This is a genomic window from Devosia sp. Root436 (assembly GCF_001426345.1).
In the GTDB taxonomy this organism is placed as follows: Bacteria; Pseudomonadota; Alphaproteobacteria; order Rhizobiales; family Devosiaceae; genus Devosia.
The window spans coordinates 89,192-104,154 of the sequence record NZ_LMEM01000015.1 but is presented as its reverse complement, the minus strand read 5'-3'; the positions used below and the strand labels follow the sequence as shown (position 1 = coordinate 104,154).

The window sequence follows — 14,963 nt, the reverse complement described above, 5'->3', positions numbered from 1 at the left end:
CTAGCCTCCCGTCACATTCATATGCCGGCCCAAAGCCGGTTCCGGCCGCGTCCTGTCGATCACGAAATCATGCCCCTTGGGCTTGATCAGCATGGCGTGGTCCAGCGCCGCATCGAGCGCTGCCATGCCGCCCTCGCGCAAGGCGTCACGCAGATTTACCTGGTCGTCCTGCCCCAGGCACAGATAGAGCTGTCCGGTCGCCGTCAGGCGCACCCGGTTGCAGCTCTCGCAGAAATTGTGGCTCATCGGCGTGATGAAGCCGAGCACGCCCCCGGTCTCGGCCACATGTACATAGCGCGCCGGCCCGCCGGTGCGCTTGTCGAGCTTGCTCAGCGTATAGCGTCGCGCGAGCCGCTCATGCAGTTCGCGCAGCGGCAGATAGCTGTCGACCCGATCAATCCCCACTTCGCCCAGCGGCATGCCCTCGATCAGCGTCAGCCCCATGCCGCGCCCATGCGCCCAGGCCATCATGGGCTCGATCTCGTCGTCATTGACCCCCGCCATCGCCACCATGTTGATCTTGATGGCGAGCCCCGCCGCCTGCGCCGCGCCGATGCCGTCGAGCACATCGGCGATCCGCCCCCGCCGCGTGATGGCGGTGAAGCGCTCCGCATCCAGCGTATCGAGCGATACATTGAGCCGCCGCACCCCGGCATCGGCCAGGCCCTGCGCATGCTTGCGCAATTGGCTGCCATTGGTGGTCAGCGTCAGCTCATCGAGCCCATGCCCGATCTGCCCGCCCAGCGTCCTCACCAGGTCCATGATGTCGCGCCGCACCAGCGGCTCGCCGCCGGTCAGCCGGATCCTGTTGACGCCCCGCGCGATGAACGCCCCGGCAATGGCCTCGACTTCCTCGAAGCTCAGCACGTCCTTCTTGGGCAGGAACGTCATGTCTTCGGCCATGCAATAGACGCAGCGGAAATCGCAGCGATCCGTCACCGAAATGCGCAGATAGGAAATACGCCGCCCGAACGTATCGACAAGCGGCCGGGCAGGGGGCACGTGAACAGTCATGCGCTGAACCTATCGCCAGTCGAGCCGCTTTCAAAGCCGCCACAAACAAAAAGGGCCACCGAAAAACGGCAGCCCCTGCAATTTTTCGCTAGGACCAAGTCAGCCCGGCATCATCCGAATGACGCCGGTCCTAGTGGTTGACGACGATCAAGGCGCCGACCTGGACCCGCTCGTAAAGATCGGTGACGTCGTCATTGGTCAGCCGGATGCAGCCGGAGGACACGGCCTGGCCGATCGACCAGGGCTCCGACGTGCCATGCACGCGATAGAGCGTCGAGCCGATATAGAGCGCGCGGGCGCCGAGCGGATTGTTGGGGCCGCCTTCCATATAGGCCGGCAGGTCCGGCACGCGCTTGCGCATCTGCGGCGGCGGCGTCCAGCCCGGCCATTCGGCCTTGCGGGTGATCCGGTGCGTGCCCGACCAGGTAAATCCGTCGCGGCCGACACCGATGCCGTATTTCATGGCCTTGCCGTCTTCCAGCACGAGATAGAGCCGCCGCTCGTCGGTCTCGATGACGATGGTGCCAGGCTTGTGGTTGGTTTCGTAGGTGACGATTTCCTTGCGGATCGGGCTGCCGCCGCGCGGGCTCGGCGCCAGGACGGATTCGTCCACCCAATTGCCGCTGCTGCGATCGTATACCAGCGCAGCCGTGGCGGGCACTACGCTGCTAGCCGACAAGATAACCGAAAGCCCTATAGCTATCGTTGACTTGATATTGAACATCTGACGACTTGGCCTCTGGAATAGAATGGGCATTCGACTCGCCCACCTGACAATTGCGGTTGTTACGCGCTTTGCATATGAGCGAAAAGAGGCGGATGCCTCGGATTTGCCGCACTCGCGCCACCTTCGCAAAATTGTGTTGCCGGCAAGTTACAGTTCCTGTTCACCAATCCGTGATCCCTGCTGCGCTGCGGCATTGACAGATGGCTCGGCCCCTGCAATTGCCCGTCGCCATACACTGTGCGAGGCAACCATGAGCGAAGAGCTGAAGCGTCAGGCGGCCGCGATGGCGATTGCCGACCTGCGACCTGGAATGCGGCTTGGCCTCGGCACCGGCTCCACTGCCCGCCATTTCGTGGACTTGCTCGGCCAGGAGGTCGCGGCGGGCTTCGAGTGCATCTGCGTTCCCACCTCCGAGGTAACGGCCCGCCAGGCGCAGTCGCTCAACATTCCCCTTTCCGATCTCGAAACCCTCGACCGGCTCGACCTGACCATCGATGGCGCCGACGAGATCGATCCTCACCTCAATCTCATCAAAGGTGCCGGCGGGGCCCTGCTGCGCGAGAAGATCGTCGCCGCGGCATCGGACGCCATGGTGGTCATCGCCGACGCCTCGAAAGTGGTGCCGGTGCTCGGCCGCTTCCCGCTGCCCATCGAGGTCAACCGCTTCGGCCTTGGCGCCACGCGGCGTGCCTTGGCCGAGGTGCTCGCGGACCATGGCGCCGAAGGTGGGCTGCGCCTGCGCGAGACCGCGCCGGGCGCGTCCTATGTCACCGACGGCGGACACCTCATTCTGGATGCTTTTTTTGGCCGCATTTCGCGGCCAGAAGCGCTGTCGCGCGACTTGCTCGACATCGCCGGGGTAGTGCAGCACGGGCTGTTCCTCAAAATGTGCAAGACGGCTTATGTGGCGACCCCGGATGGCGTAAAAACGCTGACGAACGGCACGAACTGATGGATCGGGACAAGATGGGTATTTCGATGATGACCGGTGTTATGACGCGCGCCAAGGCGCTGTTGGCTGTGGCTTTGAGCGCTGCCATGCTCGTGGTTGCGGTTCCCGCAATGGCCCAGGAGGTTCCGCCCGAGCAACTGGCGCTGGCCCGCAAATATGTCGACCTGACCGACCGCGGCGCCGTCTACGAGGTCACCCTCGTCGAGATCGGCATCGGCACCCTGCGTCAGCTCACCGCGCAGAATCCCGAGATTGCCGAGGAGACCGACCTGGCCGTCGGCAAGGTTCTGGAGGAATACAAGGACCGCAAGGGCGAACTGCTCGACCAGTTCGCGCGCGTCTATGCCGTGCGCTTCACCGCCGAAGAACTGCAGGAAATCGTCGCCTTCTACGAAACGCCGACCGGCCAGAAGCTGGCCCAGGCCAATTCCGAGGTGAACACCGATCTGCAGGCGGTTCTCCAGGTCTTCACCAACAACACCCGCTCCGAATTCTTCGCCAAGGTCCGCGCCGAGCTGCGCGCCCAGGGCTTCGAAGTCTAGCGCCGCGATATCTGGCAGCCGTCCGTCGGCTCCTGCCCGCCCTCCCTTTGCGGGGGGGCGCCTGGCCCGCATGGCCTTGGCAAAGCTGGGGAGGGGGTGTGTTCACCGCCCGCCCTCCACCTGGCCAGTGACAGTGCAGTCCTCCTCGCTGGCCTACCGCATACCAGCAATCAGGCCCCGCCTTGCGCGGGGTCTTTTTTTATGCGAAGTGCCAACCGATATTCATCGTCATATACCGATGATTGCACAGGGAGCCGCCCGATGACCGATAGCTATGATCTCGTCGTTATTGGCGCCGGCTCCGGCGGCGTCCGCGCCGCCCGCATGGCCGCCACCTATGGCGCCAAGGTCGCGATCATTGAGGAATTCCGCGTCGGCGGCACCTGCGTCATCCGCGGCTGCGTCCCCAAGAAGCTCTATGTCTATGCCTCGCGCTTCCACGACCTGTTCGACGTGGCGTCCAGCTTCGGCTGGCAGGTCGATGCCAGCTTCGATTGGCCGACCCTGGTCGCCGCCAAGGAAAAGGAAATCACCCGGCTCGAAAGCGCCTATGTGGCCAATCTCGAAAAGCCTGGCGTCGAGATCATCAGGGATCGCGGCCTCGTCACTGGCCCCAACGGCGTCCACCTCGTCAGGCAAGCCCGTGACTTGACGGCTAAATTTATCCTGATTGCCACCGGCGCGCATCCGCATATCCCGCACATTCCCGGCGCCGAACTGGCCATCACCTCCAACGAGGCTTTCGACCTGCCGGCTTTGCCCCACTCCATCCTCATCGAAGGCGGCGGCTATATCGCGGTGGAGTTCGCCACCATCTTCGCCGGCCTTGGCGTCGATACCACCATCATCTATCGGGGCGACTGCGTCCTGCGCGGCTTCGACGAAGACATGCGCCGCGGCCTCGAAGCCGGTCTCACCGACCGCGGCATCAAGCTGATCTACCAGACCACCATCAAGTCGCTCGCCAAACACGGCAACGACATTTCCGCTACCTTCAGCGATGGCGTCACGGCTCCGTTTGGCGCCGTCATGTTCGCCACCGGCCGCACCCCCAATGTGCGCGGCCTCGGCCTCGACAAGGCCGGGGTCCAGCTCGAATCCTCGGGCGCCATCAAGGTCGATGCCTGGTCGCAATCCACCGTGCCTTCCATCTACGCCGTGGGCGACGTCACCGGCCGCGCCGCCCTGACCCCCGTCGCCATCCGCGAGGGCTGGTATTTCGCCGAGACGGTATTCAACAACAACAGGCTGGCGGTCGATCACTCCCAGATCCCCACCGCTGTCTTCTCCGATCCCGAAATCGGCACGATCGGGCTCACCGAGGCTGAAGCCGCCACTCACGGCGATATCGACGTCTACGTCGCCCGCTTCCGCCCGATGATGAATACGCTCTCCACCCGCACCGAACGGATGATCCTCAAGCTCATCACCGAAAAGGACGGTGGCAAGGTCCTGGGCTGCCACATCCTGGGCTCCGGCGCCGCCGAAATGATCCAGCTCGTCGCCATCCCCGTGGGCATGGGCGCCTCCAAACCCGATTTCGACCGCGCCATCGCCCTCCACCCCAGCGCCGCCGAAGAACTCGTCACCTTCAAGGCCCCCACTTACACCTACCGCAACGGCGAAAAGATCGGCGGCTAGCGTGGCACCACCCCGACCAATGGCCACCCCGTTTCCCCTTGTCCCGCACCCCCAGCCTTGGTATTCCGCCCTTCAGCAGCAGTAACGCGCGTGAACGAGACCTGATATGACCACCTGGACCCCCGATAGCTGGCGCGCCAAGCCGATTTCCCAGGTGCCGGCCTATCCCGATCCCGCCGCATTGGCCAATGCCGAGCGTCAACTCGCGTCCTTCCCGCCACTGGTCTTTGCCGGCGAAGCCCGCGACCTCAGGACCCGCCTCGCCGCCGTGGCGCGAGGCGAAGCCTTCCTGCTGCAGGGCGGCGACTGCGCCGAGAGCTTTGCCGAACACGGCGCCGACCATATCCGCGACTTCTTCCGCGTCTTCCTGCAGATGGCGGTGGTGCTGACCCACGGCGCATCCAAGCCCGTGGTCAAGGTCGGCCGCGTCGCCGGCCAGTTCGCCAAGCCGCGCTCCGCCGATACCGAGACCATCGATGGGGTGGAACTGCCCTCCTATCGCGGCGACATCATCAACGACATTTCCTTCACCGAAAAGTCCCGCGTCCCCGATCCGGACCGCATGCTGCAGGCCTATCGCCAGTCCGCCGCGACGCTCAACCTGCTGCGCGCCTTCTCCATGGGCGGCTATGCCGAATTGACCCGCATCCACGAATGGACCGTGGGTTTCATGAAGGGCTCGAACTGGTATCCGCGCTACGAGGAAGTCGCCCGCAAGATCGACGACGCCATCACCTTCATGGGCGCCCTTGGCCTCAATCCCGACAATACGCCGGCCCTGCGCCAGACCAGCTTCTTCACCAGCCACGAAGCCCTGCTGCTCGGCTACGAGGAAGCCCTGACCCGCCGCGACTCCATCACCAATGACTGGTACGCCACCTCGGGCCACATGCTGTGGATCGGCGACCGCACCCGCCAGCCCGATGCCGCCCATGTTGAATACTTCGCCGGCATCCACAATCCCATCGGCATCAAATGCGGCCCCTCGCTGGGCAATGACGACCTGCTGCGCCTGCTCGACCGGCTGAACCCCACCGACGAAGCCGGCCGCATCACCCTCATCAGCCGCTATGGCTCCGACAAGATCAACGATCACCTGCCGCGCCACATCGAAACCGTGCAGAAGGCCGGCCGCACCGTGGTCTGGTGCTCCGACCCGATGCACGGCAACACTGTCAAGGCGTCCACCGGCTTCAAGACCCGCCCCTTCGATCGCGTGCTGTCGGAAGTGAAGGCCTTCTTCGAAATCCACCGCGAACTCGGCACCTATGCCGGCGGCGTGCATATCGAGATGACTGGCGACGATGTCACCGAATGCACCGGCGGCAGCGTCTCGGCCGTCACCGAAGCCTCTCTTTCGGATCGCTACCACACCTATTGCGACCCGCGCCTCAATGCCAGTCAGGCCCTTGAACTGGCCTTTCTCGTCGCCGAGGAAGTCCACGCCCAAAAGCCCCCGCGCCAGCATCTGGCAGCCGGCGAATAATTCGCCTTTTCGGGTGAACCGCATGGAAGGCCGCGCGTTTCCAGTTGGGCGCGCGACCTTCTTTATGTGTTAGGTTGCCGTTGCATCGGTCGTCATGGAAGCCGCTTATGCCAAAGTCTCTCTTCCCGGCAGCCACCCCCGAGACGCGCCAGCGCCTCGAGCAGGACGACACGCTCAAGCTGATCAACGATTTCGATTGGGCGGGAAATCCGCTCGGCCCCATTCCGGCCTGGCCGGAAAGCCTCAAGGGCGCGGTGCGGCTCATGATGGCGGCATCCATCCCCATGGTCATGCTGATAGGCCCCGAGGGCATCCTCGTCTACAACAACGCCTATGCCGCATTCGCCGGTAATCGTCACCCCGATATCTTCGGCATGCCGGTGCGCGCAGCCTGGCCCGAAATCGCCGACTTCAACAGCCACAAGCTCGATCTGGGCCTGCGGGGCGAATCCCTGATCCTGCATGATCAGGAACTGGTGCTGAACCGGCATGGCCGGCTCGAATCCGGCTGGATGAACCTCCACTACAGCCCCGTTCTCGATGAAGCCGGACAGCCCCTGGGCACGCTGTGCACCGTGCATGAAACCACCGAGCGGGTCGCCCTCGCCGAGGAACGCGAACTGGTCTCCCAGGAGCTCAGCCACCGCATCAAGAATATCTTCGCCGTCCTTACCGGCATTATCAGCCTCTCGGCGCGGAGCCGCCCCGAGGTCAAGACCTTCGCCGACGAACTGCGCCGGCGCATCTATGCCCTGGGCGAGGCGCACGACTTCGTCCGTCCCCACAGTCATGTGTCCCACCCACCCGACAACCAGGGGTCGCTGCAATCGCTGATCGACCGGCTGATGCAGCCCTATTGCGTCGATGGGCAGGCGCGCATCGTCTTCCACGGCGAAGATGGCGCTATCGACGATGGCGCCGCCACGCCCTTGGCGCTGCTGTTCCACGAGTTGGGTACCAATGCCGCCAAATACGGCGCCCTGTCCGCCGCCGGGGGCAGGGTAGACCTCACCGGTCGCGCCGAAGGCCAGCGCTATCACCTGACCTGGAAGGAAACGGGTGGTCCGGTCATTGCCGGCGACGCCGAATTGTCCGGCTTCGGCTCGCGCCTGATCGCCCTCAGCATCGAGGGCCAGTTGCGCGGCAAGCTGCGGCGGGTATGGGAGCCCGACGGGCTGCGTGTCGAGATCGACCTGCCCGTCGATGCCCTGCGTCGCTCGGCCCGCTTGCAGCAGTCCTGAATTCAGCTCAGCGCCAGGTCAAATAGCTTGAGGCGGGCAGGGGGCGTCGCCTCGGCGGCGTCGCGCCGCGCCACGGCATAGGCCACGGCGGCCCGCAGTTCCGGGTCGGTTACCGGCTTGGGCAGCACGCCCACCGTTCCGGGTACTCCCTCTCCCAGTTGAGATGGATTGGCGGTCATGAACAGCACGGTCACCCCATGCGTCTGCGCCAGGATATGGCCGATGCGCATGCCCGTGGGGCCGTCCTGCAGGTTGAGATCGACCAGTGCCACATCGGCCTGCGTCGCCAGCGACAGCGCCGTGCGTTCATCCGCGGCGATGCCGATGGCGGTAAAGCCCATCTCCTCGATCACATATTCGATCTCGGTTGCGACGAAAATCTCGTCTTCGACCACCAATATTTTCCGCGTCATCATACACTACTCTCAGTCGCACTCGCCTGCTGGCTTCGGGGCAACTCCTCAGCGTGTCGTCGGTTGCCCGCTCGGGCGCATATTCGGGCGCCGTCCGATCAAACTTGCGCGCACGCAGTTACTAAACTCCCAATCTTCCTGCCTTTCGCGCTTAGCGGAAACTTAACCCTAATGATCGATAAATACCGGACGACCTGCAAGTGGACAGATCCAGGAGGATTCAATGAAGCGCTCTCTCTGTGGCGCCGTGGCCATTCTGGCGATCTGCCTGGCTGTCCCGGCATTGGCCGCCGACTATTTCGAGCCCTATCCCGAGCTGCGCCCGGCCTATCCCGATACCTGGGAGCAGCCCGATGACTCGATCCGCTTCGAGTTCGGCGCCGCCTACTGGTATTCCTGGGGTGGCCAGAATGCCGGCTTCACCTCGGCTTTCGGCCCCGTCAGTCTTGACGTGCGCGACCAGACTCATATCGGCGAACTGCACGGCAAGATCGAGGATCTCTCGACCCAGACCTATGTGGCTGGCCGCGCCGGCCTCGGCTTCCACACCACCGGTACTTACGATATTTCCCCGGCCGCTGCCGGCAATATCGGCACGAATTCGCGCATCGGCTATGCCGGCGCCGACTTCGGTTGGCTCCCCTTCGGCACCATGACCGACGGCTTCGCCGTCGGCGGCCTTGTCGGCTACCACTACTGGAAGGACGCCCCCGATATCGGCACCGGCCAGTATGCGGTTGGCGGCAATCCCGCCACGCTCGGCGATGCGCCCGACGACTTCGATATTCACGCCCTGCGCCTGGGCGTCAGGGGCACGGCCGAGTTCGACATGTTCGACATCCAGGCCGAAGCCGCCTGGATTCCCTATGCCCATGTGACCGGCGCCCTGGGCGGCAGCGCCCCCGGTGGCTTCAACTTCCCCGGCGTTGGCGTGCCCGTCTACGAAAATGCCCAGACCACGCTCAGCGGCCGGGGGCAGGGTGTCATGCTCGAAGCCATGGCCGGTTTCCACCCCACCGAAAACCTCGTCATCCGGGCCGGCGGCCGCGCCTGGTATCTCGAAGGCAATCTCGACGCCGTCTTCAACGGCACGGCCGGTGGCGTGGCCCAGCCCACGATGACCCTGCCCTCCACCTATGCCTCCCTCTTCCGCTACGGCCTCCGCGCCGAACTCACCGGCAAGTTCTAGCTGCACTACTCTATCGGCTCCTGCCCCTCTCCCCTTTAGGGAGAGGGTGGAAATCCGCGTTCAGCGGATTTCCGGGTGAGGGGTGCTGCGCCATCCCATGCTTCAATGCTCGTGGATAGCGCAGCACCCCTCATCCGCCCTTCGGGCACCTTCTCCCTCAAGGGGAGAAGGCAAAGAGTCCAAACGCCAGAAGCAAACACTCCACCGCAAGGGCGAGGCAGGAGAGCCCTCAAAACGACGGCCCGCCGCACACCCCTATGGCCCATCGCCCATCCCGATGCTATTGGCAGGCACATCGTTTCGCCCACCAGTTAGGCCCAGCCCCGTGACAGACCGCCTCCGTATTGCGCTCGCCCAGCTCAATCCCAAGGTCGGCGATATCGCCGGCAATCTGGCGCTGGCCCGCACAGCGCTATCGGATGCCGTCGCCGCCAAAGCCGACATTCTCATGCTGTCCGAACTGTTCCTCACCGGCTATTTCCCCGATGATCTGCTGTTCAAGCCGAAATTCGTCGCCGATGCCATGCAGGCCGCGCGCGATCTCGTGGCGGACACATCGGGCACCGATGTTGTCCTTGTCCTCCCCACCGTTTGGCTCGAAAAGACCGGGCTGCACAATGCCGTCCTGGTTGCCGAGAATGGCCGGATCATCGCTGTCAGGCTCAAGCGCGAATTGCCCAATTCCGACGTCTTCTATGAGAAGCGCTATTTCACATCAGGCCCGCTGACCGAGCCGGTGACCATCAAGGGCGTCCCCATAGGCATCCCGATCTGCGAGGATATCTGGCACCCCAGCGTCTGCGAGCATCTCGCCATGCGGGGCGCCGAAATCATGCTCTGCCCCAATGGCTCGCCCTACTGGACCGACAAGCAGCATGTCCGCAAGGATCTGGTTCGCGCCCGCGTCGCCGAAGACGATGTGCCCATGCTCTATCTCAACCAGGTCGGCGGCCAGGACGAGCTGGTTTTCGACGGCGCCTCCTTCGGCATGGAGCCCGGCAACCGGCTGGTCTTCCAGGGCAAGTCCTTCCAGACCGATTTTATCGTCTCCGACTGGGTGCGCGGCGAAAGCGGCTGGACCTGCGCCAGCGGCGCAGTCACCGAACTGACCACCACCGACGAAGCCCCCTGGCTCGCCTGCGTTCTCGGCCTGCGCGACTATGTCCACAAGAACGGCTTCAAACAGGTCGTGCTCGGCCTGTCTGGCGGCATAGACAGCGCCGTGGTCGCCGCCATGGCCGTCGATGCCTTCGGCCCCGCAAACGTCCACTGCATCATGCTGCCCTATCGCTATACGTCGGAAGCCAGCCTCAAGGATGCCAGGGACTGCGCCGAGCGGCTGGGCGTGCGCTACGACATCGTCTCCATCGGCAATCCGGTCGATGATGCGCTGGCCGAGCTGGCCCCCATCTTCGACAATCGGCCCGCCGGCCTGGCCGAGGAAAACATCCAGTCACGCATGCGCGGCGTCGTGCTCATGGCCGTTTCCAACAAGCTCGGCTCCATGCTGCTGACGACAGGCAACAAGTCCGAAATGGGCGTCGGCTACGCCACCATCTACGGCGACATGAATGGCGGCTACAACCCGCTCAAGGACATGTTCAAGATGGAGGTCTATCGTCTGGCCGACTGGCGCAACCGCCACGTCCCCGGCGATTGCCTCGGCCCCTCGGGCGAGATCATCCCGGCCGCCATCATCGCCAAGGCCCCATCGGCCGAGCTGCGCCCGGACCAGACCGATCAGGACAGCCTGCCGCCCTATCCCGTGCTCGACGCCATCCTGAAAGGCATTGTCGAGGATGAACTCTCCATCGCCGAAATCGTCGCCCAGGGCTATGACCAGCCGCTGGTGGAACGCATCGAGCGCCTGCTCAATATCGCCGAATACAAGCGCCGCCAGGCCGCGCCGGGCCCCAAGCTCACCGTCAAGGCCTTCGGCCTCGGTCGCCGCTATCCCATCACCAATGGCTACAAGGACCGGGTGATCGGATGACATCAGTTCGTTGGGCGCCGTCCCCCACTGGCCGCATCCATCTCGGCAATGCCCGCCCGGCACTGCTGAACTGGTTCTATGCCCGCCGCCATGGCGGCACATACGTCCTGCGCATGGACGATACCGACCATGCTCGCTCTACCCGTGAATTTGCCGACGGCATCGAACTCGATCTGGCCTGGCTCGGCATCACGCCGGACCTGCTGGTCCGCCAGTCCGACCGCACCGCGCTCTACGATGCCGCCGTCAAGACCCTGATCGCGGCCGGCCGTCTCTACCCCTGCTACGAGACCGAGGACGAGCTCGACCGCAAGCGTGCACGCGCCCGCCTTCTCAACAAGCCGCCCATCTACGATCGCGCCGCTCTCAGCCTCACCGCCGAAGATCGCGCCCGCCTCGAAGCCGAAGGCCGCAAGCCCCATTGGCGCTTCCGCCTCGATGGCCGCCCGGTCCATTTCGACGACCTCATCAAGGGTCCGCAGACCGTCAACACCGCCTCCATGTCCGACCCGGTCCTGGTGCGCGAAGACGGCTCCTACCTCTATACGCTTCCCTCCGTAGTCGATGACATCGATCTGGGCATCACCCATGTCATCCGCGGCGAGGACCACGTCTCCAATACCGGCACGCAGATCGAAATTTTCGAAGCCCTCGGCGGCGCCATTCCCACCTTCGGCCACCATAACCTGCTCACCGATGCCGAAGGGCAGGGCTTCTCCAAGCGCCTGGGCTCCCAGTCCATCAGCGATTTCCGCGATGCCGGCTATGAATCCATGGCCGTGGCCATCATGGCCAGCCTCACCGGCACCAGCCTGCCCATCGAGACCTACGAAACCCTGGACGAAATCGCCAACCGGCTGGATTTCTCCATGATCTCGCATGGCGCCGCCCGCTTCGACCCGGCGGAACTCGACAGCCTCAATGCCCGCCTGCTGCACACCTTGCCCTATGAAGGCGCCGCCCCTCGCCTCTCCGCCCTCGGCCTCGAAGGCGAAGCCATGTGGCTGCTGCTGCGCGACAACCTGCGCAAGTTTCACGACATCGAGGAATGGGCCAAACTGGTCACCGGCCCCCTGGAGCCCGTCATTGCCGACGAGGACCGCGATTTCCTCGCCCTCGCCAAGGCCATGCTGCCTGCGGAGCCGTGGGACGAAACCACCTGGAGCCTGTGGACCGACGCGCTCAAATCAGCCACCGGCCGCAAGGGCAAGGCCCTGTTCCTGCCGCTGCGCATGGCCCTGACCGGCCGTCACGACGGCCCCGAGCTTAAGTCCCTGCTCCCACTGGTTGGGCGTAAGGCGTGTCTGGACCGACTACCCTGACCACCTTGTCGCCGAACTGCACCAATCGCATTTCGGTCTCGGTTTCTGCCTGAACCGGCCGCGTCACCGGCGTTTCGCCGGGGCCGGCCGGACGCGGGCGGGGCAGGGGCACATCCACCAGAACAGCCGTTTCCAGTGGCGCTTCGATCGGCGCCTGCACCGGCGCCACGCCGCGCGGATCGCGCAGTGGCAACGGGAAGGTCACCCCCTCCACCTCGATCATCGTGCGGCTCGATCCATCGGCCCGCGTCGCCACGCTCAGCTTGCCGTCCGCCTGCGGCGCCACCTTGCAACTGGCCCCGGGGCTGGTGTCCAGCGCGTCGCGATAGGCAAAGGCCGTCGGCAGCGCCGTATAGGGCTCGCCATACTGGTTGCGCATCTGCTCGGGCTCCTGGCCCGGATTATCGTAGAAATAGAGGTCCACCGCCGTCGTCGGACAGCTCTGCTGGCAAGTGATCGCGTCATTGCCAACGTAGTCGGGCAGGGTGGAATAGCTGATCGGCCAGAAATAGCCGTCGCTCAGCCGCACGCAGACCGTTCGCACCGTCTGGTAGCCCTGATAGCCCCAGTAATCCCCGCCGTCGATCATCTGCCCGTCGGTGAAATCGCCCTGCGATGTTGTGCCGAAAATGCGATCGAACACCGACTGCCGCTCGGTGGTGAATGTCGCACTCGATCCCTGGTTGGCGCCGCAGCCAAATCGCGCCATTTCCTGCAGGATCGCCTCGCGCTGCGCGCCGACCGCATTGGCGGTCTCTACCTGCTGGGCAACCCCTGCGGCCACCTCCCGCAGGCGCAGCACTTCCTGGCCGATCTGCTGGCATTGTGGCGTCAGCGGAATGCCCGCCTTGGCGGCGTCATTGCACCCGTCGCGCACATAGCGGCTTTCCATGGCCTGCACGTCGCGCTGCGCTTGCCGCGCCGCCTGCGAATTGCCGCCCATCTGCTGATAGGCCGAATTGCCGTCGAACTGCCGCAACGCTGCCTCAAGCTGGAAGCATTGTGCCGCCTGCGCATAGACGACGTTGACATCCAGCAACACGCAGATCGCTGCCATCGCCGTCAATATCAGGGCGCGTACGCCGTTTCTGCCCAAGCCTGTCCATCCTCTTCGCGGCGCGCCGCGCGCCGTTCGTTCCGGCCTTAAGACAACGCTAGGACCGATTGCAACATTATACTGGCGCCGCCGTTGCCACGGTAGCGCTGCAAGGCCACACGTTTGCGAGATTTGACCGCGATGAAGTTAGCCACCCTCCGCAACGGCCGCCCCGATGGCCAGCTCGTCGTGCTCTCGGCCGACCTCACCCGCTGCGTCTCCGCCACCCGCATCGCCCCCACTTTGCAGGCCGCCCTGGACGACTGGAACGCCCACGCCCCGGCCCTTTCCGCCCTTGCCGCTCAGCTCGATGCCGGCGCCATAGCCGGTCAGGCCTTCGACACCGCCCAGGCACTGGCGCCGCTGCCACGCGCCTATCAGTGGATCGACGGCTCGGGCTATCTGAGCCACCTCGAACGCGTCCGCAGCCTCAAGGGCAGCAAGGACGAGGAGCTGCAATCGACCCGCCCGCTGCTCTATCAGGGCGGCTCCGATTCGCTGCTCGCTCCATCCGATCCCATCGCCATCACCGATCCCGATCTCGCCCTCGATTTCGAGGCTGAAGTCGCCGTCATCACCGGTCCGGTGCCCATGGGCGCCACCAGGGCCCAGGCCGCCTCTGCCATTCGCCTCGTCACCGTCTGCAACGACGTCTCCTTGCGCCGCCTCGTCGCCGATGACCTGCAGAACGGCTTCGGCTTCTTCCACGCCAAGCCCGCCACCAGCTTCGCGCCCGTTGTCGCCACGCCGGAAAGCCTCGGCACGGCCTGGCGCGATAATCGCCTCCACCTGCCCATTCGCATCGAGGTCAACGGTACGCTTTACGGCCAGCCCAATGCCGGCACCGACATGCACTTCGACTTCGCCGACCTTATCGTCGAAGCCGCCCGCACCCGCAATCTGGCTGCCGGCACCATCATCGGCGGCGGCACCGTGTCCAACCGCCATGACGAAACCCTGCCCATCAAGCGCGACGGCATCGGCTTCGGCTGCATTGCCGAGGCTCGCACCGTGGAAAAACTTAAATACGGCCGCGCCCGCACCCCCTTCCTCAAGCCCGGCGACACCATCCGCATCGGCGCCCTCTCCCCCGACGGAACGTCCACCTTCGGAGATATGATGCAGACCGTGGAACTGGTTTCTTCACCTCTCCCTTCGGGGGAGAGGTCGGCGCGCAGCGCCGGGTGAGGGGGCCTTTACTGGGTGAGGTGCGTGGGGAAGGCCCCCTCACCTGCCTTGCTTCGCAAGTCGACCTCTCCCCCAAAGGAGAGGTTAGAGGCTAACACCTTGCAATCGCTGATAACATTCCCGTGTAGGCGTTGGGCCTGCAGCCCTGCCATGCCACCT

The 14,963-nt window shown here is 64.6% G+C and carries 13 protein-coding genes; 9 read left to right on the top strand and 4 right to left on the bottom strand.

The window, feature by feature from the left end; all coding sequences use genetic code 11:
- A complete protein-coding gene (gene moaA, locus ASD04_RS17925; RefSeq protein WP_056259986.1) occupies positions 1 to 1,014 on the bottom strand; it encodes a GTP 3',8-cyclase MoaA in 1,014 nt (337 codons plus the stop codon).
- Between the two features lie 130 nt (positions 1,015 to 1,144).
- On the bottom strand, positions 1,145 to 1,627 hold the full coding sequence (locus tag ASD04_RS17920; protein WP_348271030.1) for a L,D-transpeptidase: 483 nt from the start codon (positions 1,625 to 1,627) through the stop codon (positions 1,145 to 1,147).
- Positions 1,628 to 1,991: 364 nt separating this feature from the next.
- Between ASD04_RS17920 and rpiA the strand changes: the two genes are divergently transcribed.
- From rpiA to ASD04_RS17895, 5 genes are all read left to right on the top strand, one after another.
- Complete coding sequence (gene rpiA, locus ASD04_RS17915; RefSeq protein ID WP_056259982.1) at positions 1,992 to 2,693, top strand: ribose-5-phosphate isomerase RpiA; 702 nt, start codon at positions 1,992 to 1,994, stop codon at positions 2,691 to 2,693.
- Positions 2,693 to 3,235: a DUF2059 domain-containing protein gene (locus ASD04_RS17910; RefSeq protein ID WP_056259980.1), complete on the top strand. Its 543-nt coding sequence runs from the start codon at positions 2,693 to 2,695 to the stop codon at positions 3,233 to 3,235. Before rpiA ends, ASD04_RS17910 begins: the two co-directional genes overlap by 1 nt.
- Before the next feature lie 261 nt (positions 3,236 to 3,496).
- Positions 3,497 to 4,876, top strand: coding sequence for a glutathione-disulfide reductase (gene gor / locus ASD04_RS17905; RefSeq protein WP_056259978.1), 1,380 nt, complete (start codon positions 3,497 to 3,499; stop codon positions 4,874 to 4,876).
- 106 nt (positions 4,877 to 4,982) lie between these two features.
- Entirely contained in the window at positions 4,983 to 6,362 is a 1,380-nt protein-coding gene (locus ASD04_RS17900; protein ID WP_056259976.1) for a 3-deoxy-7-phosphoheptulonate synthase class II, read from the top strand.
- Positions 6,363 to 6,469: 107 nt separating this feature from the next.
- Entirely contained in the window at positions 6,470 to 7,603 is a 1,134-nt protein-coding gene (locus ASD04_RS17895) for an HWE histidine kinase domain-containing protein (protein WP_056259974.1), read from the top strand.
- A 2-nt stretch (positions 7,604 to 7,605) separates the two neighbouring features.
- On the opposite strand, the gene ASD04_RS17890 is transcribed toward ASD04_RS17895, so the two are convergent.
- A complete protein-coding gene (locus ASD04_RS17890) occupies positions 7,606 to 8,019 on the bottom strand; it encodes a response regulator (protein ID WP_200940293.1) in 414 nt (137 codons plus the stop codon).
- 220 nt (positions 8,020 to 8,239) lie between these two features.
- On the opposite strand from ASD04_RS17890, the gene ASD04_RS17885 reads away from it, so the two are divergent.
- The 3 genes from ASD04_RS17885 (at position 8,240) to gltX (ending at position 12,520) form a co-directional block, all read left to right on the top strand.
- Positions 8,240 to 9,205: a hypothetical protein gene (locus ASD04_RS17885; protein ID WP_056259973.1), complete on the top strand. Its 966-nt coding sequence runs from the start codon at positions 8,240 to 8,242 to the stop codon at positions 9,203 to 9,205.
- A gap of 277 nt (positions 9,206 to 9,482) precedes the next feature.
- Positions 9,483 to 11,198 carry an NAD+ synthase gene (locus tag ASD04_RS17880; protein ID WP_056259971.1) on the top strand — a complete coding sequence of 572 codons (1,716 nt, stop codon included), beginning with the start codon at positions 9,483 to 9,485 and terminating at the stop codon, positions 11,196 to 11,198.
- Positions 11,195 to 12,520: a glutamate--tRNA ligase gene (gene gltX / locus ASD04_RS17875; RefSeq protein ID WP_056259969.1), complete on the top strand. Its 1,326-nt coding sequence runs from the start codon at positions 11,195 to 11,197 to the stop codon at positions 12,518 to 12,520. The genes ASD04_RS17880 and gltX overlap by 4 nt, the downstream gene beginning before the upstream one ends.
- On the opposite strand, the gene ASD04_RS17870 is transcribed toward gltX, so the two are convergent.
- On the bottom strand, positions 12,465 to 13,616 hold the full coding sequence (locus ASD04_RS17870) for a DUF2865 domain-containing protein (RefSeq protein WP_156461324.1): 1,152 nt from the start codon (positions 13,614 to 13,616) through the stop codon (positions 12,465 to 12,467). The two genes, gltX and ASD04_RS17870, sit on opposite strands and share 56 nt — an antisense overlap.
- Before the next feature lie 141 nt (positions 13,617 to 13,757).
- On the opposite strand from ASD04_RS17870, the gene ASD04_RS17865 reads away from it, so the two are divergent.
- Positions 13,758 to 14,804 carry a fumarylacetoacetate hydrolase family protein gene (locus tag ASD04_RS17865; protein ID WP_056259965.1) on the top strand — a complete coding sequence of 349 codons (1,047 nt, stop codon included), beginning with the start codon at positions 13,758 to 13,760 and terminating at the stop codon, positions 14,802 to 14,804.
- Positions 14,805 to 14,963: the final 159 nt, after the last annotated feature.

Coding starts and splice junctions, on each gene's coding strand:
- gor (WP_056259978.1), top strand. CDS start 3,497: ATGACCGATAGCTATGATCTCGTCGTTATTGGCGCCGGCTCCGGCGGC.
- ASD04_RS17910 (WP_056259980.1), top strand. CDS start 2,693: ATGGATCGGGACAAGATGGGTATTTCGATGATGACCGGTGTTATGACG.
- ASD04_RS17880 (WP_056259971.1), top strand. CDS start 9,483: ATGCTATTGGCAGGCACATCGTTTCGCCCACCAGTTAGGCCCAGCCCC.
- ASD04_RS17885 (WP_056259973.1), top strand. CDS start 8,240: ATGAAGCGCTCTCTCTGTGGCGCCGTGGCCATTCTGGCGATCTGCCTG.
- ASD04_RS17890 (WP_200940293.1), bottom strand. CDS start 8,019: ATGATGACGCGGAAAATATTGGTGGTCGAAGACGAGATTTTCGTCGCA.
- gltX (WP_056259969.1), top strand. CDS start 11,195: ATGACATCAGTTCGTTGGGCGCCGTCCCCCACTGGCCGCATCCATCTC.
- ASD04_RS17865 (WP_056259965.1), top strand. CDS start 13,758: ATGAAGTTAGCCACCCTCCGCAACGGCCGCCCCGATGGCCAGCTCGTC.
- ASD04_RS17895 (WP_056259974.1), top strand. CDS start 6,470: ATGCCAAAGTCTCTCTTCCCGGCAGCCACCCCCGAGACGCGCCAGCGC.
- ASD04_RS17900 (WP_056259976.1), top strand. CDS start 4,983: ATGACCACCTGGACCCCCGATAGCTGGCGCGCCAAGCCGATTTCCCAG.
- rpiA (WP_056259982.1), top strand. CDS start 1,992: ATGAGCGAAGAGCTGAAGCGTCAGGCGGCCGCGATGGCGATTGCCGAC.
- moaA (WP_056259986.1), bottom strand. CDS start 1,014: ATGACTGTTCACGTGCCCCCTGCCCGGCCGCTTGTCGATACGTTCGGG.